The 26,104-nt window shown below is 45.4% G+C and carries 28 protein-coding genes and 1 riboswitch; of the genes, 3 read left to right on the top strand and 25 right to left on the bottom strand.

Annotated features, from left to right (window positions below; translation table 11 throughout):
* Positions 1-7 precede the first annotated feature (7 nt).
* The 13 genes from ribH to FC83_RS14895 all read right to left on the bottom strand — a co-directional run bounded on the left by ribH (position 8) and on the right by FC83_RS14895 (position 13,605).
* Positions 8-475 carry a 6,7-dimethyl-8-ribityllumazine synthase gene (gene ribH / locus FC83_RS14835; RefSeq protein ID WP_035455767.1) on the bottom strand — a complete coding sequence of 156 codons (468 nt, stop codon included), beginning with the start codon at positions 473-475 and terminating at the stop codon, positions 8-10.
* 1 nt (position 476) lies between these two features.
* Positions 477-1,691, bottom strand: a complete 1,215-nt coding sequence (locus tag FC83_RS14840; RefSeq protein WP_035455770.1) for a bifunctional 3,4-dihydroxy-2-butanone-4-phosphate synthase/GTP cyclohydrolase II — start codon at positions 1,689-1,691, stop codon at positions 477-479.
* Positions 1,678-2,286 (bottom strand): riboflavin synthase, encoded by a 609-nt coding sequence (locus FC83_RS14845; RefSeq protein WP_035455772.1) that lies wholly within the window; start codon positions 2,284-2,286, stop codon positions 1,678-1,680. Before FC83_RS14845 ends, FC83_RS14840 begins: the two co-directional genes overlap by 14 nt.
* Complete coding sequence (gene ribD / locus FC83_RS14850) at positions 2,286-3,332, bottom strand: bifunctional diaminohydroxyphosphoribosylaminopyrimidine deaminase/5-amino-6-(5-phosphoribosylamino)uracil reductase RibD (RefSeq protein WP_200868878.1); 1,047 nt, start codon at positions 3,330-3,332, stop codon at positions 2,286-2,288. The genes FC83_RS14845 and ribD overlap by 1 nt, the downstream gene beginning before the upstream one ends.
* Before the next feature lie 144 nt (positions 3,333-3,476).
* Positions 3,477-3,609: riboswitch (FMN riboswitch) on the bottom strand.
* A gap of 197 nt (positions 3,610-3,806) precedes the next feature.
* On the bottom strand, positions 3,807-3,992 hold the full coding sequence (locus FC83_RS14855) for a DUF6440 family protein (protein WP_057002945.1): 186 nt from the start codon (positions 3,990-3,992) through the stop codon (positions 3,807-3,809).
* Positions 3,993-4,096: 104 nt separating this feature from the next.
* Positions 4,097-4,828, bottom strand: coding sequence for a hypothetical protein (locus tag FC83_RS14860; RefSeq protein ID WP_035454281.1), 732 nt, complete (start codon positions 4,826-4,828; stop codon positions 4,097-4,099).
* Positions 4,828-5,697 (bottom strand): ATP-binding cassette domain-containing protein, encoded by an 870-nt coding sequence (locus FC83_RS14865; RefSeq protein ID WP_035454283.1) that lies wholly within the window; start codon positions 5,695-5,697, stop codon positions 4,828-4,830. The genes FC83_RS14860 and FC83_RS14865 overlap by 1 nt, the downstream gene beginning before the upstream one ends.
* Positions 5,690-6,058, bottom strand: coding sequence for a GntR family transcriptional regulator (locus tag FC83_RS14870; RefSeq protein WP_035454286.1), 369 nt, complete (start codon positions 6,056-6,058; stop codon positions 5,690-5,692). Before FC83_RS14870 ends, FC83_RS14865 begins: the two co-directional genes overlap by 8 nt.
* 158 nt (positions 6,059-6,216) lie before the next feature.
* Positions 6,217-8,931 (bottom strand): HAD-IC family P-type ATPase, encoded by a 2,715-nt coding sequence (locus tag FC83_RS14875; RefSeq protein WP_156405616.1) that lies wholly within the window; start codon positions 8,929-8,931, stop codon positions 6,217-6,219.
* Between the two features lie 204 nt (positions 8,932-9,135).
* On the bottom strand, positions 9,136-10,077 hold the full coding sequence (locus FC83_RS14880; protein WP_035454289.1) for a Dyp-type peroxidase: 942 nt from the start codon (positions 10,075-10,077) through the stop codon (positions 9,136-9,138).
* Between the two features lie 222 nt (positions 10,078-10,299).
* Positions 10,300-11,271, bottom strand: a complete 972-nt coding sequence (locus FC83_RS14885; RefSeq protein ID WP_052004831.1) for an NAD(P)H-dependent flavin oxidoreductase — start codon at positions 11,269-11,271, stop codon at positions 10,300-10,302.
* Between the two features lie 213 nt (positions 11,272-11,484).
* A complete protein-coding gene (locus FC83_RS14890) occupies positions 11,485-12,198 on the bottom strand; it encodes a DUF4811 domain-containing protein (RefSeq protein ID WP_057002946.1) in 714 nt (237 codons plus the stop codon).
* Complete coding sequence (locus FC83_RS14895; RefSeq protein WP_081763137.1) at positions 12,199-13,605, bottom strand: MDR family MFS transporter; 1,407 nt, start codon at positions 13,603-13,605, stop codon at positions 12,199-12,201.
* A gap of 93 nt (positions 13,606-13,698) precedes the next feature.
* Between FC83_RS14895 and FC83_RS14900 the strand changes: the two genes are divergently transcribed.
* A complete protein-coding gene (locus FC83_RS14900; protein ID WP_035454294.1) occupies positions 13,699-14,307 on the top strand; it encodes a TetR/AcrR family transcriptional regulator in 609 nt (202 codons plus the stop codon).
* A gap of 47 nt (positions 14,308-14,354) precedes the next feature.
* On the top strand, positions 14,355-14,780 hold the full coding sequence (locus FC83_RS14905; RefSeq protein WP_052004840.1) for a flavodoxin family protein: 426 nt from the start codon (positions 14,355-14,357) through the stop codon (positions 14,778-14,780).
* Between the two features lie 56 nt (positions 14,781-14,836).
* On the opposite strand, the gene FC83_RS14910 is transcribed toward FC83_RS14905, so the two are convergent.
* From FC83_RS14910 to FC83_RS14930, 5 genes are all read right to left on the bottom strand, one after another.
* Positions 14,837-15,736, bottom strand: coding sequence for an aldo/keto reductase (locus FC83_RS14910; RefSeq protein WP_035454296.1), 900 nt, complete (start codon positions 15,734-15,736; stop codon positions 14,837-14,839).
* Positions 15,737-15,813: 77 nt separating this feature from the next.
* A complete protein-coding gene (locus FC83_RS14915) occupies positions 15,814-16,140 on the bottom strand; it encodes a hypothetical protein (RefSeq protein WP_035454299.1) in 327 nt (108 codons plus the stop codon).
* An 11-nt stretch (positions 16,141-16,151) separates the two neighbouring features.
* Positions 16,152-16,550, bottom strand: coding sequence for a helix-turn-helix domain-containing protein (locus tag FC83_RS14920; RefSeq protein WP_035454302.1), 399 nt, complete (start codon positions 16,548-16,550; stop codon positions 16,152-16,154).
* A 243-nt stretch (positions 16,551-16,793) separates the two neighbouring features.
* Complete coding sequence (locus FC83_RS14925; RefSeq protein WP_035454305.1) at positions 16,794-17,714, bottom strand: DMT family transporter; 921 nt, start codon at positions 17,712-17,714, stop codon at positions 16,794-16,796.
* A gap of 4 nt (positions 17,715-17,718) precedes the next feature.
* The gene (locus FC83_RS14930; RefSeq protein ID WP_035454307.1) at positions 17,719-18,843 is read right to left on the bottom strand and encodes an alpha/beta fold hydrolase; all 1,125 of its coding nucleotides are present in this window, start codon (positions 18,841-18,843) and stop codon (positions 17,719-17,721) included.
* Positions 18,844-18,983: 140 nt separating this feature from the next.
* Here FC83_RS14930 and FC83_RS14935 point away from each other — a divergent pair, with 140 nt between their 5' ends.
* A complete protein-coding gene (locus tag FC83_RS14935; protein ID WP_035454310.1) occupies positions 18,984-19,532 on the top strand; it encodes a TetR/AcrR family transcriptional regulator in 549 nt (182 codons plus the stop codon).
* 110 nt (positions 19,533-19,642) lie between these two features.
* Here FC83_RS14935 and phnW read toward each other — a convergent pair whose 3' ends face one another.
* From phnW to FC83_RS14970, 7 genes are all read right to left on the bottom strand, one after another.
* Positions 19,643-20,749, bottom strand: a complete 1,107-nt coding sequence (phnW, locus tag FC83_RS14940; protein WP_057002947.1) for a 2-aminoethylphosphonate--pyruvate transaminase — start codon at positions 20,747-20,749, stop codon at positions 19,643-19,645.
* Entirely contained in the window at positions 20,718-21,542 is an 825-nt protein-coding gene (gene phnX, locus FC83_RS14945; protein ID WP_057002948.1) for a phosphonoacetaldehyde hydrolase, read from the bottom strand. Before phnX ends, phnW begins: the two co-directional genes overlap by 32 nt.
* Positions 21,543-21,570: 28 nt before the next feature.
* Positions 21,571-22,437, bottom strand: coding sequence for a PhnE/PtxC family ABC transporter permease (locus tag FC83_RS14950; protein ID WP_052004844.1), 867 nt, complete (start codon positions 22,435-22,437; stop codon positions 21,571-21,573).
* Positions 22,424-23,239 carry an ABC transporter permease subunit gene (locus FC83_RS14955; protein ID WP_057002949.1) on the bottom strand — a complete coding sequence of 272 codons (816 nt, stop codon included), beginning with the start codon at positions 23,237-23,239 and terminating at the stop codon, positions 22,424-22,426. Before FC83_RS14955 ends, FC83_RS14950 begins: the two co-directional genes overlap by 14 nt.
* Positions 23,240-23,253: 14 nt before the next feature.
* Positions 23,254-23,985, bottom strand: a complete 732-nt coding sequence (gene phnC, locus FC83_RS14960; protein ID WP_057002950.1) for a phosphonate ABC transporter ATP-binding protein — start codon at positions 23,983-23,985, stop codon at positions 23,254-23,256.
* Positions 23,986-24,000: 15 nt separating this feature from the next.
* A complete protein-coding gene (locus FC83_RS14965; RefSeq protein ID WP_035454312.1) occupies positions 24,001-25,038 on the bottom strand; it encodes a phosphate/phosphite/phosphonate ABC transporter substrate-binding protein in 1,038 nt (345 codons plus the stop codon).
* A 216-nt stretch (positions 25,039-25,254) separates the two neighbouring features.
* Positions 25,255-26,067: a Cof-type HAD-IIB family hydrolase gene (locus FC83_RS14970; protein ID WP_057002951.1), complete on the bottom strand. Its 813-nt coding sequence runs from the start codon at positions 26,065-26,067 to the stop codon at positions 25,255-25,257.
* Positions 26,068-26,104 lie beyond the last annotated feature (37 nt).

Below are 26,104 nucleotides of genomic sequence, written 5' to 3' on the forward strand. Positions count from 1 at the left end.
GTTTTTGTTAGGCCTTTAATAATTTAGTGAGTCCGATCATCTCTAATACACCAGCTGCACAGTCCCGGCCTTTATTCCCAACCTTGCCACCGGCCCGGTTAATTGCTTGGTCCAAGGTATCGGTGGTCAACACACCAAACATCACGGGGATGGGGCCATTTAAAGATACGGCGGCTAAACCCCCAGCGGTTTGGCTGCAGACATATTGGTAGTGGTCGGTCTCTCCCCGAATCACAGCACCTAAAGCAATGATGCCATCAAAACGGCCGGAAAGACTCATCTGCTGGGCTGCCCGGGGAAGTTCAAAGGCGCCGGGGACCGAGATCACAGTGATATTGTCAGCCGATACACCTAGTTGTTGTAACTCGGCTAGGGCGCCGGCTTTTAAGCGCTCAGTGACCAATTCGTTAAACTGCGCCACCACAATACCAATGCGCTGATCCGCACCATTTTTAGGACCTTGAAAAGTAGGCATTTTACTGCACCTCCTTTAAATAATGATGGAATTTATGTTTCTTGGCCACTAAGTAGGCCCGATTTTCGGGATTGGCCGGGACTTCCAAAGGCTGTCGTGTGGTCACTATCCCCAGCTGCTCTAATTGTTGGATTTTATCCGGGTTATTGGTCAGCAAGGCCACACTATGGACTGCATATTTATGCAAAATGGCCGCTACTAAACCGTAATCCCGCTGATCGGGATCAAAGCCTAAGTGCACATTGGCTTCCACGGTATCTAAGCCCGCTTCTTGGAGTTTATAGGCCCGTAATTTATTGGCCAGGCCAATGCCCCGGCCTTCTTGGCGCAAATAAAGGACTGCACCAGTGCCCGCCGCTTCAATGGTCTGCAGCGACCGAGCTAATTGCTCACCACAATCGCAGCGCTTAGAACCCAAGACGTCTCCGGTGAAGCACTCCGAATGAATCCGCAATAATAAGGGGTTGGCACCTTTAATTTGGCCCTTGGAAATTAAAAGGGTGGGTTCATGACCATTGTGGGTATCAAAGGCAGTCAACTCAAAATCACCATAGGCCGTGGGTAAATGGACTTGGGTCACCAAGTCGGCCACCGCCGCATCGTGGGTGTAGCGGTAAGTTTGAATGTCTTGGATGGACAGTAATGGCATTTGCATCCCCTCGGCAAAAGGTTTGAGGTCCTTGCGCCGGGCCATGGTGCCGTCCTTTTTGAGAATTTCACAAATATAAGCGACCGGACTGGCGCCGGCTAATTTAGCCAGATCCACGGCCGCTTCCGTATGGCCTGGTCGAGCTAAAACACCCTGGTCGTCAGCAATCAAGGGAAAGACGTGACCAGGATGGTAAAAGTCCCCCCAAGTAGTATCAGAATCGGCCAAGGCTTGAATCGTGGTGGCCCGATCCTGGGCCGAAATACCGGTGGTAGTCTGGACGGCATCGGCACTCACCGTGAAGGCGGTGCCAAAAGCATCGTTGCCCTGGGCCAGCATTGGCCCTAAACCAAGCCGCTGGGCATAGGCGCTACTCATGGGGACACATAATAAGCCCCGGGCCTTGGTGACCATGGTATTGACCGCTGGTTGGCTGGCAAATTGTGCCAAGCCCACCATATCCCCTTCAGCTTCCCGGTGTTCCGAATCGGTGACAATTATCAACCGGCCTTGTTTTAAAGCCGCTAAAGCGATTTCGACCCGTTGATTAACGTTAGTTTGACGCATTAGCTAATACCTCCTGTTGGCGTTGTAAATATTTTCCCAAGATGTCCGTTTCAATGTTTACCAAGTCCCCAGTCTGCAGTTGTCCCAGGATAGTGGCTTCTAAGGTGTGGGGAATCAAACTCACGCTAAAAGTGGTCCGGGTGGCGGCCGTGAGGGTCAAACTCACCCCGTCAATGGCAATGGATCCCTTTTCCACGATATAAGGGGCAAAGGCTGGGTCAATGTCAAAGGTGAGGACTTGGGCATTTTGAATGGCCGTCTTGGTAATCAAGGTGGCGGTGGTATCCACATGGCCCTGGACGAAATGGCCATCTAAACGACCATTAGCCTGTAAGGCAGGTTCCAAATTAACGGCGGCATTTTGTGTCAGATGGCCTAAATTCGTACGGGCCATGGTTTCTGGCATGGTTTCGGTTTCAAAGCCATCTGGTTTTAGAGCGGTGATGGTCAAGCAAACGCCATTGACCGCAATGCTGGCCCCCACCGGGCTATGTAACTGCTGCGTTAAGGGGGTTTTGATCTGGAGTTGGGCGGTGTCTTGGTGTTGGGAAATGTGGGCGATGGTACCAATACTTTGAATAATACCAGTGAACATTAAAAATTCCTCCTTGCATCGATGCGGATGTCTGAATCCAATTGTCGAGTGGTGATTTGAAAGGGCGTGTGCTGGGTCTGGGAGGTGCCAAAAACAGCGGGTAGACCGCCGCCTCCCAGCATTAACGGTGCTAAGTAAACCACTAAGCAATCATTGAGATTGGCGGCGGTGAAAGCTGCTTGGATCTGACTGCCTCCTTCCACCAGTAGACTTTGTACCCCTTGACGGTATAAAAAGGCCATGATTGCCTGGGGCGTCCAGTGATCATCTTGAAAAACCGAGACGTGATCTGGCCAATCCTGCCGACTAGGCTGGCTGGCTAGCAGCCAAATCGGTATTTTGGTTTGAAACAGCTGTAAATCGTGACTTAAGGTGTCGGCCTGGCGAACTAGGATAATGCGAATGGGTGGGTGAGCTGTTTTGACGTGGCGGACGGTTAAAGCTGGGTTATCCACAGTCAAGGTATTTTCCCCGATGAGGATGGCTTGGTGTGCCGCCCGCAGCTGCTGACTGTCTTGATAGGCAGCTTGGCCTGTGAGGATAGTGCGTTGATTCGGGGCGCCATTGATTTTGCCATCCAAACTCATGGCGTATTTTAACGTGATCAAGGGTCGTTGGTGGCGGTAAAAGAAATGGTAAGTCGTGTTTAACTGGTCGGGATACTGCAGGACTGTCACCTGGATCCCCGCTGCTTTTAAGATAGCAATACCCTTTCCACTGACCAGGGGATTGGGGTCTTGTTGGCCGATCACCACCCGTTTGATACCCACCGCCACCAACTTTTTGGCGCAGGGCGGGGTTTTACCAAAATGACTGCAGGGTTCTAAGGTCACGTACATGGTGGCGCCTTTTGCGGCTTTGGGATCGGCTAAGTGCTGCAGGGCATCGACTTCTGCATGGGGCTGGCCAAAACTATGGTGGTAGCCCATGGCCAGCAGGTGCCCTTGTTTCACCAGAATTGCCCCTACACAGGGATTGGTCCAAGTTAGCCCCTGACCTTTGGCAGCTTGTTGATAGGCCAGGGCCATATATTCAAAATCAGTCATGAAAATTCAACACCTTTCTGCAATTTGGTACAAAAAAAGCCCCGCAAGTCATTTGCGGGGCAAAAATAATAACTAAATAAGATTTCACAAAAAGTCCAGAATATGCGCCAAAAAAACGCCACTGGTCGTGAGAAATACTTAGTTTTTCTTCTTCTACCATCCAGACTTTACTGTCGGTCCCGGACTCACACCAGGTCCACCGCTCACGCGGGTCACGGACTTCAACCCAAGGGTTGTCACCGTCGGTCGGGAATTACACCCTGCCCCGAAGAAATCTATTCAGTTGTTGAAGCAAGTGTACGACAATTTTTTTAAAGATGCAAGTTAGAAATTTTAATAATTTATAATGATTATATTATTATCAAAAATTAAGTGGTTTATCAAAAAAGTATCCTACGATTATTAGACTGGTAAAGTATAGCTCAGCTTGTCTAACAATTATAGGGTACTTCCAAAAAGGCAAGGCAACTCGTCCTAGTCGACTTTATTCAGCAAAGGTTTACCATCGGCATCCACCAATACGGTCAAGCCAGAACCCATATTAGGGGAAATCGCCAACAAATATTGGACGCCTGTCGTCTTATCCGTGATCACATGGGTCATGATGGTACCTTGAGAAGTTAAGGAATCTGCCTGAAACCGGGTTTCTTTTTTTGCCATAGCTAAGCCCTCCAAGTATTTTGAATAGTAGGTATGTTTTCAGTATATGGAGGATCGGCAAAGGACACAAGTCCAATTGGGTTTGGTCGTCTTTAAAGCAGGGCTTAAATTTTATCAGCCGTGGCTCTTTGGCGGGGGCCATTGCCAACTAGCATGAGGTGCTGACTTTGCCACTGAATCGTTAGTGCCACTAGCAGGATCAAACCCAGCAAGGTCCATAGGGGCTGGCTATTTGGGAAATTCAGGATCTGCCAAAGGCCACTTTCGGCGTTATTTCGATAGATATAACCGGTGGTGATGGAGATAATGACATAGCCGATTGCCAAAATACCCCAGGACCGTGTTTGCCAAGTACGGATGCGATTTAGTAGGAGTAAAATGAGCCAAAATAAAACAGTGTTCCAAATAAAGAAGAAAATTGGCTGAAACCAGGGCGTTAAGGACCTGGCTACCGTTTGGGTCAACGGGGTAAAGCTGGCAATGGCATACAGACTTAACATCAGACTAGCCAGCAGGGCCAAAATAAGACTGCCATAGGTAAATGCTTTAAAGCGTTGTTGACTGTTTTGAAAAAGCTGGGCCAATTCTGGATCTAAGTGGCGCTGGGGCAGGCTCCAAACGCACATCAAGCCGAATAATTCCCAAAACGCGGCATTAGACAAATTATTGCCAACAGCATGTTGCTGGTACTGGGCTAAGCTTAGGGATTGGGGGAAACTGTGGGCGGCTGATGCCATTGAGATGATATTAAAGGCGAAAAAAGCGATGATGGCCAGGACATAGATCAAAATGGCTGAACGCTGACGGCGCCATAAGTATTGTAGACTGGTTTTCATTATGATATTACTCCTCTCATGGTATTTTCCGGTTGGGTTAAACCGATAAATAAATTCTGCAAATTGGGCTGTTTCAGGGTAACGTCTGCAGGTAATTTGGGCAAAGTACCTTGACCCAAAACAGTTGTCGTTCCCAATAAAGTAGTTACCTTTAATTTATCCGGCAAACTTAAGGCCTTAATGGTGTTTTCTGGGCCACTAAGGATGTAGGCTTGGGCCAGCAATGTATCTAACGGCGTATCGACACTAATGACCCCATCGTTCAAGATTAAAACCTGCGTGATTAAATTGGTGATTTCGTCGATCAAGTGGGAAGCAATCACGATACTGCGGGGATGGTCGGTAAAGTTATCGATAATTAACTGATAGATTTTATCACGGGCGGCGGCATCCAGGCCCAAGGTGGGCTCATCTAGCAAGACGATTTCCGCCGAGGTCATTAGCGCAAAAATTGTCTTAAACATAATTTGGGCACCAGTGGATAGGCGGCCATAAAGTTGATTCAAATTTAGACCCATGGCAATGGCTGCCCTTTTAGCGGCGTTATGCTGAAAGGTAGGCTGAAATTTTTGGGCCCATTTTAAAATTTCTGCCAACGTGAGATTCGGGGCAAAGACACTGTTTTGTGTACTTAAGGTTATTTCTTGAGCCCGATTTGAATTGTGCCGTAATAATTGATTGTCCAGTAAGATTGCCCCGCTATCAGGAGAGATCTGTTGCGTGATTAAGCGAAAAAGGGTGGTTTTCCCAGCCTGGTTGCGGCCAAACAAGCCATAAATTTGTGGTTGGTCAATGGTTAAATTGATATCTTGTAGGACCATCCCAGTGTTGAAGCGCTTTTGAACGTGTTGTAATTCTAATTTAGTCACTGCTGGTCGCCTCCTGAATGAGTTTTAATAATTGGTCGTTAGTCAGCTCTAAGCGCTTGGCTTCTTGCAGCAGTGGTTTGATGAAATCCCGGCTAAAAGCTGCTTGGCGCATGGCTCGCGCCTGTTGTTGGGCGCCGGTTCGAACAAACATCCCCAGACCCCGTTTTTTTTCAATCAAATGTAAATCTACCAATTGATTCATCCCCTTTAATACCGTGGCTGGATTAATTTGATAACCCTTGGCAATCGCCGTTGTAGAAGGTACTTGATCCCCTTCTGCCAGGGTGCCAGTCATAATGGCGGCAATGAGTTGATCGGCGATTTGCTGATAAATGGACTCCTCATCATTAAAATGGAACATCCTGAGCCGCCTCCTTAGTTAGTTAGTTACTTACGTAATTAACTATAACACCCAGCTGCTATTTTGACAATAAAAAAAGAAAGTCCTTTAATAGCAACTTTCTCTTGACTAATGGTAGAAAAAACAACACATTCGTGATGAATGTGTTGCGAAATGGGTTATTCAGATAATTCAGCCAGAGGCGTTTTACCTTTTTGACGCCGGTGGGCTAGGCGAATGACTTTGTCAAACTCGGTGATCACTAAGATCAAGATACCCACAGCCACGGCGATCCCCCATTCTAACCAGGTTAAAGGTTCTGTATGGAAAATGCCTTGCATGAAAGGCACGTAGTTCAAAATCAATTGCAAGCCTAGCATGATGCCAATAATGACAAAGGCCATGGGATTGCTGAAGAAATTTTTAGAAATCACCAAAGCATTGGTCCGAATATTGAACAAATAGAAAATTTTACTCAAGACAATGATATTGACCATCATGGTACTAGCCGTGATTTCATTGGCCACCCCCGCACTGAGGAGCCAGTCATAAGCGATGATGCCAATGCCGGCAATCAATACCGAGACATAAATCATTTGGAAAATGTCGTGTTTGTTCAACAAACTGGCATTGCTAGTCCGGGGTGGGCGCTGCATCAAGCCAGATTCCGCCGGTTCGAAAATGAAGGCGAACTGAATGGTGATGGCGGACACCATATTGATCCAGAGCATTTGACTGGGCTGCAGGGGCATTTGCCGCTGCATTAAAATGGTGAAGGCGATAATTAAACCCTCGGCAAAACTGGTGGGCAGTAAAAAGAGAATACTTTTCTTAATATTGGCATAGATGCGGCGGCCTTGACCGATGGCGGTTTGCATCCGGGAGAATTTATCGTCTGTTAAGATCATATCCCCCGCATCTTTGGCCACATCGGTACCACCCATACCCATGGCCACGCCAATATCGGCTTTTTTCAGAGCCGGGGCATCATTGACCCCATCCCCCATCATGGCGGTGACTTTGCCAGCAGCTTGTAAGGCACTGACAATCGCCAATTTATCGCTGGGAGTGGTGCGGGCGAAAACGTCGGCTTGGGTCATGACTTGCTGGCGTTCTGCTTCCGGCAGGGCGGCTAACTCTAAGCCGGTCACCGCGTGGGGACTGTCGGCTAGGCCCAATTGGTTGGCAATGGCCACCGCAGTATCGGGGTTGTCACCGGTGATCATTTTCACTTTGACACCAGCTTGACGCATTTCTTGAATGGCGGCAATGACATCATCTCTAGGCGGGTCCACGATGACCGCTAACCCTAGGAAAGTGATGCCAGCTTGTAATAAGTCATGGCTGACCGCGGTGGTATTAGTCGGTACGGGTTTTTCACCCACAGCGATCACCCGCTGACCCTGCTGGCTGAGCTGTTTGGTCAAGGCTTCATAGGCGCGGCGATCAAAATGCGGATCACCTGCTGCAGCCATGGCAAACAATTTATCCGGGGCGCCTTTGACATAGAGCTTGGTAGCCCCTGTGAGTGTTTTGACCAAACGGGCGATGTAGCGGTAATCCGAGTCAAAGGGCAGCAGATCCAAGGCTTGAACCGCTGGCTTGTCCGGAAAAGCTTTGTGATAAGCAGTTAAAAACGCGCCGTCTGTAGGTTCACCATTGATGGTGAATTGCCCAGCTGTCTGGGTCAAAGTGGTGTCGTTAGCCAAAAAGCCCGCTTCAAGAAGTTGGCGCAAGTCGGGGTGCTGGCTGGGCGTAATGATTTTGTCAGCAACTTTGAAGGTGCCTTCAGGGGCATAACCGCTGCCGGTTACCCGGTAAGTCGTTTGTGGCGTGATAATTTGGGTGATGGTCATTTCGTTTTTGGTCAGGGTACCAGTTTTATCCGTGGCAATCACATCTACGGAGCCTAGTGTTTCCGCAGCCGGTAAACTCTTCACCAAAGTTTGGTGTTTTTTAGCCATATTGGCCACACCCATGGCTAAGATAACCGACGTTGTAGCAGGCAGGCCTTCAGGAATCGAGCCCACCACCATGGTGACAATGGCCAGGGCTAAAGTCCCCATGGTGTATTGGCCGGTGAGCATGCCCAGTAGAAACAGCAAGACGGAAAAGCCCATGATCCCCCAAGAAATACCCTTGCCCAGACCGTCAATTTCCCGCATGAGGGGAGACTTACTCTTCTGAACGTTAGCCACGGATTGGGAAATTTTACCCAATTCAGTGTGGTCAGCCGTGGCCACCACCAAGCCCAAGCCACTGCCCGCCGCCACAGCGGTGGAGGCAAAGGCCATGTTGGTTTGTTCGGCTAGGGGGATGTCCCCTTGAAGGGCTTGGGTTTGTTTGGCCACGGCATCAACTTCGCCGGTCAAGGCAGATTCTTGCAACCGGAGATTATCGGCACTGACCAAACGTAAGTCAGCGGGCACATTATCACCGGCCTCTAGGTAAACTAAGTCCCCTAAGACCAGTGCTTCTGAAGGCACATCTTGGCGAATACCATCCCGATAAACGGTAGCCATCGGTGCCAAAAGATTTTTGATTTTCTCTAGGGCATCTGAGGCGTTGGCCTCTTGGTAATACCCCACCAAGGCGTTGATGATGATCACTAAGCCAATGATGGCCGTGTCCGTGAGATGGCCCATGGCCGCTGTTAAGCCAGCGGCGGCCACCAAAATATAAATGATCAAGTTGTTGAATTGCCGTAGGAAAATCAACCATTTAGGGGTGGTGTGGCCTTGTAGGCGATTGGGCCCAAATTTGGCCAAACGTTCCTGGGACAGAGCTGTACTTAGGCCCTGGGATCCGGGGGGCACCTCAAGTTCTGCGGTCAAACTGTCAACGGTTTCGTTAGTCACACTTTTTGGCGACCTCTGACTAATATCATCTTCCAAATATCATTCTCCATTCTTTAAATTAAAATATTGTTAAGCTATATAAATATTTTAATTTAAGGCTACTTAAACTGTCAAGGGACTTGGGGCGGATGGTGGTATTGAGTCAATTGATGGGCATTAAAAAAACCGCCAAAGTCACCTGAAATTTCAGATGATTTTTGGCGGTATTGAAGCGTGACGGGTTATTTAATAAATTGTGTTTTAAAGCTCGTCATCGGCGATTTTACCCAATAGAGATTTAGCGGGGATGAAGAATACTTCTCCAGACGTTGGGGTAGAAAAGTCTAATAGGCGGTCAGAGTTGTCAAACATGCCTTTTAACATACGCTTGGTAATGTCCCAGTGACGGGCATAACCGATGAAATATGTACCGTTTTGTTTTTCGGCAGGATTACTGAAGGGCACGTTCATCCGGACGATTTTGTGTTCAACGCCATCTTTATTGTCTTGAGAGACCACATTATGGGCATTGTCTAATTTTTTCTTATCGTCTAATTCGATGTCGGTGAACTTGCGGCGACCGATGGCTTTTTCTTGGTCTTCAGTGGTCAAATCATTCCAAGCATCTAGATTGTGTTCATACTTTTGAGCAAAGGCATAAGAGCCATTTTCAAAAGCTGGGTCCTCATCGCCGATGATGGCATATTCTGGGGTATCTAAAGCACTTGGGTTTTCAGTCCCATCCACAAAGCCAATGATGGCCCGGCCTTCAAAGTAACGGAAGCCATGGGTTTCATCTAGGGTCACCGTATTATCGCCAATGATGGTCATGATTTCAGACATTAATTCAAAAGGCACGGCAGAGTTTTGCGAGCGAATGTGAAAGAATAGGTCAGCTGGTGTGGCTGGGGCTGTGTATTTAGGTCCAACTACTGGCTGGAATTCTTCCAGTTCCTTAGGGGCTGGGGTATCAGGAAAAAGATAGTCCCAGGCTTTTTTAGATAAGCCAAAAGCCACGGCTAATTTGGCATCCGGATAGCGGATATTCATACTGTTAATGAATGCGGGTAAGTGCTCAGCTAAATCAGCAATTACCGCCTTGTCACTGGCAGGATCAGCGCGTTTTAAGTCTAGGGTCGCGAAAATAATATCTGAACCAGCATCTTTATAAACATCTTGTACATCACGTAAATCAATGGTCATTATTACGCCTCCAAATTAGAATTATTCTAACCTAATAATTTTACCATAGCCGAGTATGATTGTAACGCCAAATCACGGGAAAAGGTACACATATGCGCAGAGGTTCACATTAAAAATCCTTGTTTTTAAGGCGGGATCAAGTGCCTGTGAACCGTGGGCTAATTGGTCATTTAGCTGTCACAATATCGGACGACTACCTGAATCAGTTTATTTTTTTCGATACTAATTTTTATAGTCAACCATGAGGCGATCGATAAGCTCAGCCACGGTTGGGATGTCTCGGATTAAATCAATGCCGGTATTGCTGGTGATGATACCGGCGTTCACGTCACCTTTGACCATAGCTGGCAATAGACCACCTAAGGCATTGATGGCCTCATCCATCTTAGGGCCATCATGATTTTGCTGATAGTCTTGGGCTAATTTTTGCGCCGCACCAGTTTTTAAGGAACGTTGTGACGCGGAGACTTGGGTTAGGTCGTGATAGGTAGATTTGATCATTAATTCTTTCACATTTTCAGCTGTTGGGGCTTCTTTTGTGGCTAAAAAGCGTGTGCCAATAAAGACCCCCTGCGCCCCTAAGGCCAAAGCGGCATTGACACCGCGCTTATCATTGATGCCGCCAGCAGCTAAGACGGGGATGCTCACAGCGTCTACCATGGTAGGGACTACGGTAAAAGTCCCATATTCTTGGGCAGGTAAAATGCCACCTTCATCGCGACCGGTGGCAACTAAGATATCAGCGCCTAAAGCTTCGGCTTGAACCATCGTGGCAATGGTTGGGGTCATGGGGCGGAAGATAATGATGCCATCATGGGCTTTGATGGCTTGAAAGACCGCTTCATTAGGGGCGCCAACCACCACATAGTATTTCAAATGTTCTTCAAAGGCCACATCTAAAAAGCCCTTCATAAAAGGATCATCATCGATTTTTTCATCGGGAGATGCGGTCAAGATATTAACACCAAAATCCTTATCGGTGAGTTTTTTCACCTTATGAATTTGGTGCCGCAATCGTTCGGCATTTTCAGTGGCATCCCGGGTAACAGTATTTTGACCAGCATTGGTACCTAAAACCCCAAGACCACCGGCATTACAAACAGCAGCCACTAATTTGGCATCGGTCAACCAAGCCATGGGTCCTTGAATCAAAGGGTATTTGGTATTTAGAATCTCTGTGACGGTTTTTGTCATAATAAACATAGAACTCCTTATATTGGATTGGGAATTAGCTCACAAATCATGAAAGCGATTCCTGATATGTTCTAACTTTATTATATCGATAAATAAGGGGATGTCGACCGAAAATTTTAAATTAACGTCATGGAAATTTTGACATCAGGGCTATGATTTTCACAACTGAAAAAAGCCACTTGCTAATTGGCTTAGTAGGTGGCTTTGAGCGGATCAATGGTTGATTTTGACGCTGTACCGGGTCAAATCTTTGGCAGTATATTGTTGCAAAAAGTGGGTTTCGACTTTTTGAATATCACCTGGATCAGCCCCTTGATTGGGATGTTTTACCAAGTAGGCCTGAACTTCACTGGCAACGGCTGCCTTCATTTGAGTCTGTTGGGCTTTTAAGTGCTTGCCGGCTTTGGTGAGATCCTGGGTGGATAAGACAAACCAGTGGGCAGGTAATTGGAAGGTAATGGTGGTTTTTTGAACTTGCTGGTCATTCAAGACGCAGGCGTATAATATTTTAGCCCAGGTATTATGGTAATGATAGCGGGTGACTGCCTTGATACGGTGGGCTGTTGCCTGGGGGCTTCGTTCTAAAAGAATCGTGACTTTATCGGCATAAGTCATCAATTTTTTATTACTTCTAGAGCTTGGTTTGTAGATGTAAATTTGTTTGCGTGTTTTACCACTGCCCACGTTGCGGTAGGCCAACACTTGATTATCACCGGGGAAGCTGACTAAGGAGGCAATGGTCTGTTGGCTTTGGGTCGTCTGCAGGTTAGTCCCCCAATGGGTATGGGTATCCAGCAGTAATAAAGTTTGGGCCAGCAATAAAACAATGGTTAAAACTGCGCCAATGCCCAGGCGGTGCTTGAACTTGGTGCTGACGGCCAGGCCAATAATGCCGACGAGACACAATAGACTAATAATGATGAGCATTTAGATTGCCTCCTTTGCGACTGGTTTATGATGGGTCAGGAACCAGGCTGGTATGGCGGCGGCTGCGGTTAGGATCACGGACCAGATAAAAGCACTGTGGTAGGCAGTGGTTAAATGGGTGACCGTGGGCACCAGCCCATTGGTTTGATTTTGGATAACGGTGGCTAGGATGGCCGATCCAAAGGCGCCGCCCACGTTTTGCAGCATTCTGGAGGCTGTTGTGGCTTCGCTGATGAGGGTTTTGGGGATGCCGATGTACGCATCAGACATCACGGGGATGGTCAAGCCCCCTTGGCCAATCCCTCGGACAAATAAGATGACCAGTACTAAATATTTATTGGTATCAGCATCAAAGAAGGCAAAGGGCAGGGTGCTGGCAATGGCTACGGCAATTGATACCAGGACCACCCAGCGGGCGCCGATGGCATCGGTGAATTTCCCCACTTGGGTTCTGGTGATCAACATGCCTAAGCCTTGGGACACCAGGTATAACCCAGACCAAACCACACTGAGACCCCGGATATTTTGTAAGTACATGGGCAACAAGAACATGGCCCCATTGACGGCAATGCCGGACATCAATAAAATGACGGCGGAACCGGAGAAATTTGGTGTTTTAAATAAACGCAAACTTACCAATGCCCGTTTTGGGAATTTAGCAGCATACACCACGTAAGCCACTAGTAAATCTAAGCCAATGAATAGGGGTAATAAGACGTTTAGCGCTGAAAGACTATCACTGCTGCTGAGGTTGACGATGCCTAACAGTAAGGCACTAAACATGCCGCCTAACAGCACAAACCCCACGATGTCAAAATTTTTAGTAGTAGCCACTGGCGGAAAGCTGGGCATGAGCTGCCAAAGTAAGCCTAAAGCAATCAAGACGATGGGGATGTTGATGTAAAAAATCCAATGCCAGTCCAATTGATTGATGATAAAGCCACCCACCGTGGGGCCTAAGATGGGGACTAATACCATGGGTAAGCCCACGGTTGACATGAGCCGGCCCAGGTTTTGCCCATTGGCGGCCCGGACCAATAGGGTAGTGATCAAGGGGACCACCATCCCGGAGCCGGCCCCTTGAATGACGCGGCCGATCATGAGGATATCAATGTTGTTGGCTAGGCCAGACATGATGGAGCCAAGTAAAAATAAAATCAGACCCCAGACATATAATTGCTTGCCATCATATTTATCCACCGCCCAGCCGGTGAATAAAACCATGATACCTAAAGCTAAAACATAGCCCGTGGTTACCCATTGAGCAATGTCGACAGTTGTATTTAAATCGTTCATAATCGTGGTAATGGCAATGTTGGTCATGGTGGTATCTAACATGGGTGCGATGGCACCGATGACTAAAATAGTGGCCACTTTTAAAAGATCCTTGGCACTAGTTGTTTGCATGAAATTTGACCTCGCTTAGTTTTTTATTTAAGGTACTGGAGTACCCTGTATAATAAACGCATTGTTTCAGAAAAGCAAGGCGGTTTTATAATTTTGGGTAAAAAACAAACTAGACGACGGGGGAAAGTCCTAGAAGATGCTATTTTAAGGGCAACTTGGCAGCTATTAAATCAAGTGGGATATAATGTTTTGACGATCCAAGCGGTGGCGAAAATTGCAGGTACCAATAAAAATGCCATTTATCGCCGCTGGGCTGATAAAGCCCGTTTGGTGGTCAGCGCTTTGGCCAAGTTCGGGCCGAAACCAGATATTCAAATACCGGATACGGGTAACTTACGGACAGATTTAGGCCAGTTTTTTGAGCAGGCCGTTGACTATCTGACTTATCTCACCAGTGACCAATTGGCGGGGTTATGGGTTGATCGACTTCGGGATATTTCGGTGGCGAAAATGATGTACCGTCTTGATGCAATTGATAATAATTATATTCGTAAAAGCGTAACGCAGATATTACATCAAGCCGAAAAACGTGGAGAATTGACTGGACAGTCATTTTCAGACCGCGTCTTAAACTTACCCGCGTTATTGGTGATTAATGCTGCCATTACTGCCCAAGGTAAATTAACCCAGGCCGCGATGGCTGAAATTATAGATGATATCTTGATGCCCGTTTTCAGCAAACACGAATACCATCGCCCCTAGTTTTTTATGGTATCATGACCTAAATACGCAACATGGAAGGACACATTATGAAAGTTGCAGTGCGGTATTATTCAAAGTCAGGCAGTACGAAGAAGTTGGCTGATGCAGTGGCAGAAGCGGTGGATACCAAGGCCTATTCTGTAGATACGCCGATCACAGAACCAGTAGATCTCTTATTTATTGGTGGGGCGCCTTATATTGCCTCGCAATTAGATAAACATCTCCGGGACTTTATCCATACGCTGTCCTATGAACAAGTCAAGCAAATCGCTGTTTTCAGTACCAGTAACTGGAAGATGTCCATCGAGCCTCAGACGAAACGTGCTTTGCGGGATGACCGCATCAAAATCGTGGACCGGGGCTATATGGGCCGGGGTGCCCTGGGGGTCATCAATGAATCTCACCCCAACGCTGCCGAATGTGCTGCTGCCGCTGCTTATGCCAAAGCAACAGTAGCTAAATTGGCCCGTTAAAAAAGCGTTACAACCCGCAAAAATTACGAGCTGTAACGCTTTTAGTTTATAAAAAATTAATCTTTTGGTGAATCCGGCCATGAATGAACGGTATCATATTCAGGAATATTGGGATTGTGCCACTTGAAATCATCATACCAAAGACTCTTCTTTTCTTGGTCTAACGCAGCAATGGCTTTCATATCCGCATCAGTTAACTTAAAATCATCAATTTCACTATTTTCTACCATACGTTTTTCATGGGTAGATTTAGGAATAGTGATGACTAGTTGTTGAATATCCCAGCGTAAAATAATTTGGGCAGGTGTCTTCTGGTATTTTTGGGCCAGTTGCACAATCACAGGATTGTTCAAAGCTGCCCCGCCGCCCAATGGGGACCAAGCCTCTAGGCGAATATTCAAGTCAGCCATCATGGTGCGAATTTTTTGTTGTTGATTCAAAGGATTGAATTCCAGCTGATTTACCACTGGGATTACTTTGGCATCGCTGAGCAAATCTTTAAGCCGTGCTTCGTCAAAGTTTGAAACCCCGATTGATTTAGCCAAACCTTGGCGTTGCAATTCTTCAAGGGCCCGCCAAGTGTCTTTGTACTTATGGTCAACCGGCCAGTGAATCAACAGCAGATCCACATAATCCAGTTGCAAATGTTGCAAAGATTTCTTGAAATTGTCTAAGGTAGACTGATAACCCTGATCACCGTTAAAGATTTTAGTGGTGACAAAAATATCTGATCGCTGTAAATTATTGGCTTTCAGGCCACTTTTCAGACCGGCACCAACACCGGCTTCATTGCCATATTGTTTGGCAGTGTCGATCATTTTATAACCAGCATGCAGTGCTTGTTCCACGGATCTTTTAGCAGCTGCATTGTCCTCTTTCCAAACCCCTAAACCCATTTGAGGTATCTTGCGACCATCATTAAAGGTCACAGTATGCGCTAATTTAAAATCAATCATTGAGAAAAAACTCCTTTCTTGATTTTACAAGTCTAGTATAAATGATTTTCAGAAAATGGTCAAAGGAAGCGGTAGTTTTAAACTGAGCGGCATAACAGGGCAATCAGTATCAGAAACACCGCTAAGTCCACAGCCAACAAACAATAAATTTTATTTTTGATTGATGCGATTTTTTGTTGGTCGACCGGTTTGAGTAGGCTAGCAGTGTTTCGGTGTTTGAATAGGTAAATCAGTAAGCCACCACCATTTTGATTGGCGGAACTAAGCACTGACCAGAATTTGGGATGGGTGATATTGCGACTTGTGGCATCGATTAGGACCAAATGGTACATATAATACATCAAACAGAAACTGGTGATGACAATGATGCCAACGCAGATCAGCAATAAGGATAGCAGATTCATAACAATCACCTTCAAATTTTTTTAATAATTAAATAGAAGATTGAAAAAGTATTAATCCCAATTAAGGCAAAAATCAAGGCATATAGCAGCGTGGTGGTGGTTTTTAACAGCAACAAGACAACCATCAAACTGATATTTAGGGCCATCAACAAGATAAACAATTTCAAAAAGTGATTGATCGTTGTTTGCGTTTTTAAGTGATGCACCATTGTGGCGTCGCCCTTCAATAGATTGTCCAAAGAAAGGTGGTAAAGCTCGGACAGCTGCAGCACACGTTCGATATCAGGATAACTGCGCCCGTTTTCCCAGTTAGACACAGTTTGGCGTGAAACACCTAATTGATCAGCCACAAAGTCTTGAGTCATTGCTAATTCGTTGCGTCGTTCTTGCAGACGTTTCCCAATTGCCATGGCGTTACCTCGAATTTCTAGAAGTCTTTAACCCCATTAAAGCAAATTCAACAGTAAATGCAATCAAAAATCTTTGACAAAGCTGTCAAAAAGCTTTTACATTCATATTTTGGTAGGAAAATAACCATAACCGAAAGCACTCATTTTATATGAAAATATAAATCCCCCCAAAGTTAAGACTTTTCACTTTAACTTTGGGGGGATTGTTCATTTATGATAGGCTGTTAAATTATTACTTAGGTTTTAAAACAATTTCATGATTAGAATCCCGGAAATGATCAGCAGTAGACCAATTATTTCATTACGGGTGATAGCAGATTTGGGGACATCGAACCAGCCAAAATTTCCGATCAAAATGCTACCAAGTAGTTGTCCTGTTAAAACAATGGTGATTGATAATCCAGTGCCTAGAATAGGCATCATTACGACGTTTCCCAAAACAAAGGATGCCCCTATAATGCCTCCTAGCCAAGACCATAAAGGTAGCTGTCTAAAGACGTGTAACTTCAACGCGGAAATCACAGAATGGTCTTTGATGAGTATCAGCGCTAATAAGCAGAGCCAACCCACGAGAAAAGAAATTGTTGCGGCAAATAAGGACGAACCATATACAATTCCTAAATGACCATTAATGGCTGTTTGCATTGCACTAAATATCCCGGTTAGGATGCCACAAATTCTCAGACTCCATTTTTTATTTGCTTTAGGAACACGGACGGCACGGTTTTGAGGTGTATAGATGGTGACTGTAGCACCCAATAAAACAACAGTTGCACCAATCAATTTTAGAATATTGAATGGTATCACTTTACTATCAAATAAGCCGAGGCTGTCGATGATCATACTCATGGCAACTTGCCCAATAATTGGCATTAAAACCGTCTGAAAACTACCAATTTTAGGTAGCAACAAAATATTTCCGGTTAAAAAGATCGCACCTAGTACACCACCAATCCATAACCATAGTGGTTGGTGGGAAATTTGGACGGAATTTAAATTGGGCTTTATAGTGATAACAAGTAACGATAAAGCCACGCAGCCAATCGTAAACGAAATAAAAGATGCTATGAATGGGGATTTTGTTGCTGTTTTTAACTTTGAATTGATTGCTGTTTGCAGTGGGAGGCCTATTCCAATAAGAATGCCAAGTGTGGCGACAAGCATGAGATTAACCCTTTAAAAACTGAATAATTTTATCAAAAGCAACGGATTTATTGCCAACTTGGCAATGACGTTCGCCACCACTTTTTTCATCAAACATTTGTTTTGTAACGGATTTGGCATTTATTAATAAGTTTGCTTCATAGGCTAATGTTGGGGTAGGCACGTACATATCATGGTCACCAGCGAGCAATAAGACAGCTTGAGTAATTTTATCTTCGACACCTTTTAGTGTATATTTTTTGACGCTCTTAATTAAATCTGAAGCCTTGCTAGTGGCCATAATTTCGTTACCTTTTCTAATCTTAAAATCAAGATCAACGTTTTTAATCGCAGCTAAGGCTAACTTATGATTAATTTCAGTAGCGATAATTGGATTGTTGATTTTTTCGATTATGGCTAAGGCTTGCTTAGGCAGTTTCATTGTAAAAGAGTCTAACATGCTATAATAAACGTCAAATGCAATTACTTTTTCAATACGGGGTTCAAAAGCAGCAGCTCTCATTGCTAGATACCCGCCTAAGGACATGCCCATCAGGTCCGCATGATCTAAATGGTAGTAGTTAAGGATAGCGGAAACTGGTTTTTCCCATTGGTAGGTCATAGGTATACCATCTTTCAATGCTTTACCTTGGCCCGGCCCTTCAAATAAGATGAAATTATAATCTTTTAGGTTGGTCAATCCTTCATCAAGGGTTAAGCGAATGATCTCCTCTAAATATGAATCAAATCCGCCATGGAATAAAAGTGTTTTGGTTGCGTTGGGTTGCTTAATTCTAGCGACTGGTAAAGTCCCTTCTTCATAAGGGACAGTTTCAAATTCGATGTTTGAGGTATCGATACTATTGTAAAATGTTCTTTTAAAAGCGGCATACGTTTCTTTTTTTCTGACGTCAGCTTCTGGTAAGAAGAAATCAGCTAATTGATAATAGGCTGAAGCAAGGGCATTTTCTGCATTTTTTTCAGCAGTAACGCCCATTTTATCCCAAACCTGATACCAACTTTCCTGATCTTTAATTTGCGCAACTGCCGTTTTAATTGTTGCTTGAATTTCAGGATCATTGTAATAGGGTTCCATGAATCGATTGATTTGAAAATTAAACTGCTCATTGTTAGTGTATGTTTTAAACATAAGATTAGTTCCTCCTTGTTATTTATGATGCTATTCTAACAACGGGGGCCGATAGATACGAGTTGCAAATAATGGCAATTTGTAACACTTGCAACAAAGAACAGCGAATTGTAACTTTTATATTGTAAGGGGCGGTCAATATGGCATATCGTCAAATCAGTAAAACGGATACTCATATTTGGAATGCGCTGTTTGAACTACTTGAACAAGAAGCTTTTACAGAGATAACGATTAATCAAATTTGCAGTATTGCTGAAATTAGTCGAACTACATTTTATCGACATTATGTTGATAAATACGAATTACTGAGTAAGGTCAACCAATATTTTACAGATTCCTTAGCCCACTTTTTAAGGGAAAGACTAGATGCAGCAGATATTAAAGATGCCTTAATCAAAATTTCACAATTCTTATCCCAAAATGCCCCTCAAATTTTAGCGCTTTTTGCAGTCCATACGCCGGAAAGCGATTTATCCGAGTTATTTAAAAAAATACTCCACGATAAATTCTCCAGCTATATCCATAAAAGTCATCTTGAAGGTCAAATAAAAAAGCTGCCACTTGATTATTTAACTGATTTATATGTCGCAGTATCCATGGTTTTTTTATCATATTCGTTGAAAAATGGCTTGGATATTAAGATTGTTGAGTCTTTAAATGACATCCAAAATCTAATTTTTTATGAATAAACTGAATTTGGAATGTATCAATGTACAGAAAAGAGGCCTCAGATATTTCTGAGGCCTCTTTTCTGGACATCTTTTAGAGAAACGTTTAGCCAAAAGGAATAAAATTCAACTTATTTGACGAGTTTTTTTGCCACGGTGGCGCCGTCATATTGTTTGACGATGCTCAAGAAGCGGGCGATGTCGGTCTCATAAACGGCACCGATATTACCTACCCGGAAACTATCAATTTCAGTGAGTTTGCCAGGGTAGATCAGGAAATCATGTTTTTTCAAGAAATCGTAGAAGTTTTGGAAATCAAAATCGGCATCCGGATATCTGAAGGTGGTAATGATTGGCGATTGGGCCGTGGCATCTAACAGGGGTTCATAGCCTAAAGTTGCCATGCCAGCGCTTAGGGAGCGTTGATTGGTGATATAGCGTTGGTAGCGAACTTGCACGCCACCTTCAGCCTTTAATTCCTGCAAAGCCTCTGCCAAGGCTGCTAAAACTTGGGTGGGGGAAGTGAAACGCCATTTGCCCGGATGTTTTTCAAAGGTATCATATTGATCAAACAAATCTAAGGCCAAAGAGCGGGCATTGCCCCGGGTTTTGGCAATAGTGGTTTGTTTGGCAATGACAAAGCCAATACCGGGCTCACCTTGCAGGCATTTGTTGGCGCTACTGATGACGTAATCCACGCCCAGATTCACCACGTTCAGGGGTACCCCGCCAAAACTAGACATGGCATCCACAATGGTGACAATGCCTTGGGCGGCTAAGTTAGGGATAATCGCTTCAATGGGATTCAGAATACCCGTCGTGGTTTCGCAGTGGACCATGGCGAAGTGGGTGATCTCTGGATGATCGGCGGCCGCTTTTAAAATCTGGGCGGGGTCAATCACTTCTGTGTCTTCAAAAACCACATTGATGTGGGGGATGCTTAAATAATCGGCAATTTCAGCCATCCGTTGGCCATAGGCACCGTTAATGGCTAACAGTAAAACTGCCCCTTGTTTGGGAATCGCTGACCCCAAAGTAGCTTCCACGGCATAAGTCCCACTGCCTTGCAATAAAATACTGGCGTAATTAGCATTGCCATTAGCAACGGCCACCAATTGGCTGCGAACTTTTTCGGTTAATTTTAAGTAGTCAGAATCCCAAGTGCCATAGTCGGCTAACATAGCCCGTTTAACGGTATCAGTGGTACTAATTGGTCCGGGCGTCAACAACATTTTCATGATCAGTCACTCCTAATGTATTAATTTTGTCTATTAGTGCAGGTAATTCCGCCATGGTGGCGATCACATAGTCTGCGCCTGTGCGGGTGAAGATTTTGCGGGCTTCTGTGGCAAGTTCCGCTTGTCGGTCCATATCTAAGGCCAACCACTGGGGTTCGGACAAGCCAATTAAATTACTACTGTTGATGACACCAACCGCAATGGCCCCAGCGTTTTTGGCTTCTAAGATATCATTGATGGTATCCCCCACTTTAATGACGGCCTGGGGATCAGAGACACCAAGTTCTTGAATGGCCAGGTTTAACATATCCGGTGCTGGCCGACCCACCCCGGCGGTTAATTCAGAGGTGATATTCACTAGGGGGGCGTAACCTTGGGGTGCCGTAGCGGCCAAGGCAGTGGCGATCATCGGTTGGGTATACCCAGAAGTGGAAGCCACTTTGATATGGTTGGCTGCTAAATAAGCTAAGGCAATGGGCATCCCCGGGGTCAATTGGGCCGTGGCCGCAATGTGGTGATCGATCAATTTCTGAAAACGGGCGTAGACTTCATCTACGGCGGATTCTAAATCAATTTCAGGATTTTTTTCTTGCCAGAGATTTTGAACCTCTGAGTCGGCTAATATTTTTTGCACATGGGCTAATTTATTTAAGCCAATATCTTGGCGAATGGTGGCATCAGAAACATCAATGCCAAAGTCTTTAAAGGCGGCTTTGAAAGCCAAAATCGGCGCTAAACTACCAAAATCTACGGTAGTTCCAGCCCAATCAAATACAACTGCTTCAACACGCATATGGGGCACATCCTTTTTATGATTGAGGTTATTTCATCAAGCGGGTCCGCATTTGGTAGGAAACAAATTCCAAGACCAACGCAAAGGCTAACACTAAGTAAACCAAGGTCCCCACTTCATGGAAGTTAAAGTAAATATTGCTGGCCATGAACAACTGGTAACCAATCCCGCCAGCACCGGCGGCGGCACCAACGGCCACCGCATCGGCAAAGTTGATTTCAAAGCGGATGAAGGTCCAACTGAGCAGGCGTTTCATACTGGAAGGCACAAGTACTTGGAAGACCAGGGCTAAAAAACCAGCCCCTGTGGCCCGTAAGGCATTGAGTACTTCCGGCGCAATGTCTTCAAAACTGTCCGCATAGACCTTAGTTAAATAGGCCACACTGTGAAAGGTCAAGCCTAGGACAGCGGCATTTGGCCCCAAGCCCAAGGTGATACTGTAGATCAATACCCAAATGATGGTGGGGATGGCCCGAATGAAGGCCATGACACTTTGAACAATGGTGGACAACCAGACGGGTGCCAAGTTGCGGGCAGCCATGAGACCGAAGCCAAAGGCCAAAATCGCCCCGATGATGGTGGTCAAAACGGCTAGGGCAATACTTTGGCCCAGCCCCTTTAAGAGGGCTTGAAAGGTGTCATCCCCCAAATTAGGTTGTAAGAACATGATCTTAAGGTTGTCGAAAAAGCCAGCCAGGGCGCTAGCCAAATTGAATTTGGCGGGGATCAAGGTGGGTAGGGCTAAGACAGTGGTTAAGAACAAACTGCCTAAGATCAAGTAAATACTCAAGCGCTGATGGTCTTGTAATTTGATTTTTAAAATCGAAATTGTTTTTGGCCGGGCTTTGAAATCTCCAGGTAAATTTTGATTTTCTAATACGTCAATCTTTCGCATGATGTTCAATCCTTTTCTTTAGTTGAATGGACAGGATTTCCCAAGCAATCACAAGGACCACAACGCCTAAAACGACGAGGCCAGCGGCATTATAGCGCAGGCTCTTGAAGTACAGGTCGAATAAAAAGCCGATGCCAGATCCGGTGATCAAACCAACGAGGACCGCGTCACGAATATTGTTTTCGATCATATACAAGACCCATTCACACAAGGGTACGGCCAAAGCCGGTAGAATCGCTTGGCAAACGATTTGCGGATAAGTGGCCCCGGTTGCTTCTAAGGCTTTGATGGTGTCGGTACCGTAATCTTCGATGGTTTCAATGAAGGCTCGGGTCAAAAAGCCGAGGCTCATGAAGAACAGGGCAAGAAAACCAGTGAGTTCATTTTGCTTGAAGGAAAAGACTAAGATCAAGGCCCAGGCGGCTAGGGGGATGTTACGCAAGAAAGAGGCTAGGCCCTTAATGAAAATCCCAATCACGGGGATAAGGCCGGCATTTTTGGCCCCCACTAAGGCTAAAATAATGGCGAAGACTGAAGCCACGGTGGTAGCACATACGGCAATTAAGAAAGTTCTAAAAATTTGGGTGACGATGGCTCCAAGGAACTGTAAGACGTTACCGGTGGGCATGAAATAATGGAACAACCAGGCAAAACCTTGGCTAATGGCCCCAAAGGACGTGAGGTCGTATCCCAGGGTCAAAGCTGTCACGATGTAAAGCACAATGATGCCGGCCACCAAAGCCAGGGCCTTGGTGAGTTTCGTTCGAAAGAAGCGGGTACTGGTGGTTTGCTTTTGTAGCATAGCCAATCTCCTTTCTAAGCGTAAATTTCTTGAATGGCTTCATTGGACAAAGCCGCCGCATCGGCATCAAAGACCACTAGGCCCTGATTGATGCCCACGATATGGTCGGCATAAGCTTTGGCGATATCCACTTGGTGTAAGTTGATCAAAATACTGATGTCTTGAGTGGTGGTTAGTTTCTTCAAGATATCCATGACCAGGGTGGTGGACTTGGGGTCCAAAGAAGCGATGGGCTCATCACACAAAATGATCTTGGGATGTTGCATCAAGGCCCGGGCGATCCCCACCCGTTGTTTTTGTCCCCCGGATAGGTCGCTGCAGCGCTTATAGGCAAAATCGGCCAAGCCCATTTCCGCCAGTAAGTCCAAGGCTTCTTGTTTTTCTTCCCGGGAATAAAGGGACAACATACCAGCCAGGGCTAATTTAGCCCCTAGGCGGCCGTGTAAAACATTTTCGATGGCCGTTAATTGGTCCACAAGATTATAATTTTGAAAAATCATCCCGATGCGATGGCGTACCCGGCGCAGACCTTGTTTGTTGAGTTGGCGAATGTCTTGATCATCTAAAAATATTTCTCCTGAATCGTCTGGGATCAATTGATTGATGCTGCGTAAAATCGTTGTTTTCCCAGCGCCAGAAGGTCCAATGATGGCGGTCATTTCTCCCGGACGCACGGTGAAGGACACCATTTCCAGGGAACGTTTGGCGCCATTGTAGGTTTTGGTTAAATTTTTAACAGTTAACATTGATGATAACCTCCATTATTTCCCTAAAACTTTATGAGTTGGTTTATACCAGCTATCAGTGACTTTCACGAATTGGGTTTGACCATCTTTGGTGAACAGACCCCGTTGCTTGGCATTTTCTGGGGCGAAGAAATGGGGATCATTGGTAACAGCTTTGGCGGTCAAGGCCTTTTGGATCTTGGCGATATCACCTTTGCTGATTTGGCTGCCATTGGCAACTAAGGGTTCGTTTTGGACTTCATAAGCGGCAATCGCTAAGCTTTCCTTTCCGGGTACAGATTGGAAAGGCGCAGAGGCTTTTTTGTTCACTTTAAAAATTGAACCAGCTTTTTCGTTACCATTGATAAATTTGCCATATTGAGTCAAATCCATATCATCAAAAGCCGCCACATCCACGTCACCTTTGAATAAGCTCAACGCGGAACCTTGATGAGACCCGGCAAAAGTGACTTTAGAGAAGAACTTGCCATTTTGGGATAACTGGTCAGTATCTTTTAACTTAAATTGGGTTTTGATAGCGCCTGCTGGTACCGCAAAACCGGAAGTTGAGGTGTTGGACACAAAAGCCATTTTCTTACCTTTGATCTTGTCTAAACTATATTGCCCATCTTTTTTATATTCAGCGGCTTTGTTTTTCGGCACCATAATATAACTGTGATAATAGGCGTCTTTTAAAGTCCCGGACTTGCCAGAATAAGTCAGGATCGGTTCAACTTTTTTGTTCTGGCTCCGGGCCTGAATATAGCCATCGGGTCCTAGCAACGCTAATTGCGCTTTACCGGAAGCAATGGCTTGGATGGCGATGTTGTAATCAGTTGTGGTTTGAATCTGAACTTTTTTCCCGGTGGCTTTGCTGATGGCTTTGGTCAAAGCTTCTCGGGCAGGTTCCACTTCTTTCACGGAATCATTGGGGATAAACACCACCGTCAGGGTGTTTGAAGCGGCCTTAACGGGGTGGGCTGGGGCGATGAAACCAATAAAACTACCGATTAACACCAAAAAACTCATTAGTAAGATGGTGAATTTGGATTTGTGGGACTGCAAGTGACTCATTTCTTTTCCTCCTTGTTTTTCGTACAAGAACAAGGATAACAAGGTAATGTAAAACACCGGCGCATTTTCTGTAAAAGGCAGGTATAAGTTTTCAAACTATTTTGTAAACGCTGCCGACGTAATGTGGCCATCAAAAATAGCCCCGCGCGTATGCGCCGGACTGTATAAAAATACATAAAATTTACAAAACAACAGGGATTGTTGCTAGGTGATTAGTTATAGATCTTGTGGCGTCAATTGAAATGCTGTCATTAATGCCTTTGCTACCCCATCTTGATCATTGGTCGCGGTGACTTGATCGGCCAATGCCAAAATGGCTGGCACGGCGTTACCCATGGCTACCCCAATACCGGCATAGGTCAGCATTTCCTTGTCATTATCTTCATCCCCAAAGGCCATTAATTCTGCCGACGTCAAGTGAAAGTGTTTTAAAGCCGCTGCTAACCCCACTTGTTTATTCACACCCTGGGGTAAGAATTCCAGCAAGGTAGCCCGGGAGCGGGTCTGGGTCACGGGCAAGTCAGCGGTTAATTGGGCTGCTTGGGACAAAGTGCTAGTTGGTGCTTCAGAAACAACTTTTAAGTATTTACCAGCCTCAGGAATGGCGGCAAAGTTAGTATCCTTAAAGGGCATTAAAGTACCCAAGAACTTTTGATAGTCCGATTTACCCAGTTCAACCAAAGAATACACTAAATCTTCTGCCAATATATCTAAAGGAAAATGGTGGGTTTTGGCCAGGTCGTACAGAGGTTGAATCTCATTTTTGCTGAGACTTTGAACGGCGATCACCTCATGAATGCCAGTTTTTCGAACTAACCCGCCATTAAAACAGACACAGACATCTTCAGGACTTAATAGGTCAAGGGTTTTTAAGTAGGGTTCTAACGCGCCAAAAGCGCGACCCGAGCAGAGGATGATTTGAATACCTTGTTGATGTAATTTTTTTAAAACCTGTTGATTTAACGGGCTGATTTGTTTTTGCGAATTCAGTAAAGTGTTGTCCATATCCAGGGCAATGGCTTTAATCATGGCGGAACTTCCTTTCGAAAAAAAGATAATATAAGTA

It is taken from the genome of Agrilactobacillus composti DSM 18527 = JCM 14202, from assembly GCF_001436375.1.
GTDB classification, from domain to species: domain Bacteria; phylum Bacillota; class Bacilli; order Lactobacillales; family Lactobacillaceae; genus Agrilactobacillus; species Agrilactobacillus composti.

What these genes read in the sequence shown, in the direction of transcription:
- FC83_RS14930 (WP_035454307.1), bottom strand. Translation starts at nt 18,843, where the DNA reads ATGTTTAAAACATACACTAACAATGAGCAGTTTAATTTTCAAATCAAT.
- FC83_RS14925 (WP_035454305.1), bottom strand. Translation starts at nt 17,714, where the DNA reads ATGCTTGTCGCCACACTTGGCATTCTTATTGGAATAGGCCTCCCACTG.
- FC83_RS14885 (WP_052004831.1), bottom strand. Translation starts at nt 11,271, where the DNA reads ATGACAAAAACCGTCACAGAGATTCTAAATACCAAATACCCTTTGATT.
- FC83_RS14840 (WP_035455770.1), bottom strand. Translation starts at nt 1,691, where the DNA reads ATGCGTCAAACTAACGTTAATCAACGGGTCGAAATCGCTTTAGCGGCT.
- FC83_RS14955 (WP_057002949.1), bottom strand. Translation starts at nt 23,239, where the DNA reads ATGCTACAAAAGCAAACCACCAGTACCCGCTTCTTTCGAACGAAACTC.
- ribH (WP_035455767.1), bottom strand. Translation starts at nt 475, where the DNA reads ATGCCTACTTTTCAAGGTCCTAAAAATGGTGCGGATCAGCGCATTGGT.
- FC83_RS14845 (WP_035455772.1), bottom strand. Translation starts at nt 2,286, where the DNA reads ATGTTCACTGGTATTATTCAAAGTATTGGTACCATCGCCCACATTTCC.
- FC83_RS14935 (WP_035454310.1), top strand. Translation starts at nt 18,984, where the DNA reads ATGGCATATCGTCAAATCAGTAAAACGGATACTCATATTTGGAATGCG.
- FC83_RS14965 (WP_035454312.1), bottom strand. Translation starts at nt 25,038, where the DNA reads ATGAGTCACTTGCAGTCCCACAAATCCAAATTCACCATCTTACTAATG.
- FC83_RS14970 (WP_057002951.1), bottom strand. Translation starts at nt 26,067, where the DNA reads ATGATTAAAGCCATTGCCCTGGATATGGACAACACTTTACTGAATTCG.
- FC83_RS14870 (WP_035454286.1), bottom strand. Translation starts at nt 6,058, where the DNA reads ATGTTCCATTTTAATGATGAGGAGTCCATTTATCAGCAAATCGCCGAT.
- FC83_RS14855 (WP_057002945.1), bottom strand. Translation starts at nt 3,992, where the DNA reads ATGGCAAAAAAAGAAACCCGGTTTCAGGCAGATTCCTTAACTTCTCAA.
- phnW (WP_057002947.1), bottom strand. Translation starts at nt 20,749, where the DNA reads ATGAAAATGTTGTTGACGCCCGGACCAATTAGTACCACTGATACCGTT.
- FC83_RS14905 (WP_052004840.1), top strand. Translation starts at nt 14,355, where the DNA reads ATGAAAGTTGCAGTGCGGTATTATTCAAAGTCAGGCAGTACGAAGAAG.
- phnC (WP_057002950.1), bottom strand. Translation starts at nt 23,985, where the DNA reads ATGTTAACTGTTAAAAATTTAACCAAAACCTACAATGGCGCCAAACGT.
- phnX (WP_057002948.1), bottom strand. Translation starts at nt 21,542, where the DNA reads ATGCGTGTTGAAGCAGTTGTATTTGATTGGGCTGGAACTACCGTAGAT.
- FC83_RS14860 (WP_035454281.1), bottom strand. Translation starts at nt 4,828, where the DNA reads ATGAAAACCAGTCTACAATACTTATGGCGCCGTCAGCGTTCAGCCATT.
- FC83_RS14950 (WP_052004844.1), bottom strand. Translation starts at nt 22,437, where the DNA reads ATGCGAAAGATTGACGTATTAGAAAATCAAAATTTACCTGGAGATTTC.
- FC83_RS14915 (WP_035454299.1), bottom strand. Translation starts at nt 16,140, where the DNA reads ATGAATCTGCTATCCTTATTGCTGATCTGCGTTGGCATCATTGTCATC.
- FC83_RS14920 (WP_035454302.1), bottom strand. Translation starts at nt 16,550, where the DNA reads ATGGCAATTGGGAAACGTCTGCAAGAACGACGCAACGAATTAGCAATG.
- FC83_RS14890 (WP_057002946.1), bottom strand. Translation starts at nt 12,198, where the DNA reads ATGCTCATCATTATTAGTCTATTGTGTCTCGTCGGCATTATTGGCCTG.
- ribD (WP_200868878.1), bottom strand. Translation starts at nt 3,332, where the DNA reads ATGACTGATTTTGAATATATGGCCCTGGCCTATCAACAAGCTGCCAAA.
- FC83_RS14895 (WP_081763137.1), bottom strand. Translation starts at nt 13,605, where the DNA reads ATGCAAACAACTAGTGCCAAGGATCTTTTAAAAGTGGCCACTATTTTA.
- FC83_RS14910 (WP_035454296.1), bottom strand. Translation starts at nt 15,736, where the DNA reads ATGATTGATTTTAAATTAGCGCATACTGTGACCTTTAATGATGGTCGC.
- FC83_RS14880 (WP_035454289.1), bottom strand. Translation starts at nt 10,077, where the DNA reads ATGACCATTGATTTACGTGATGTACAAGATGTTTATAAAGATGCTGGT.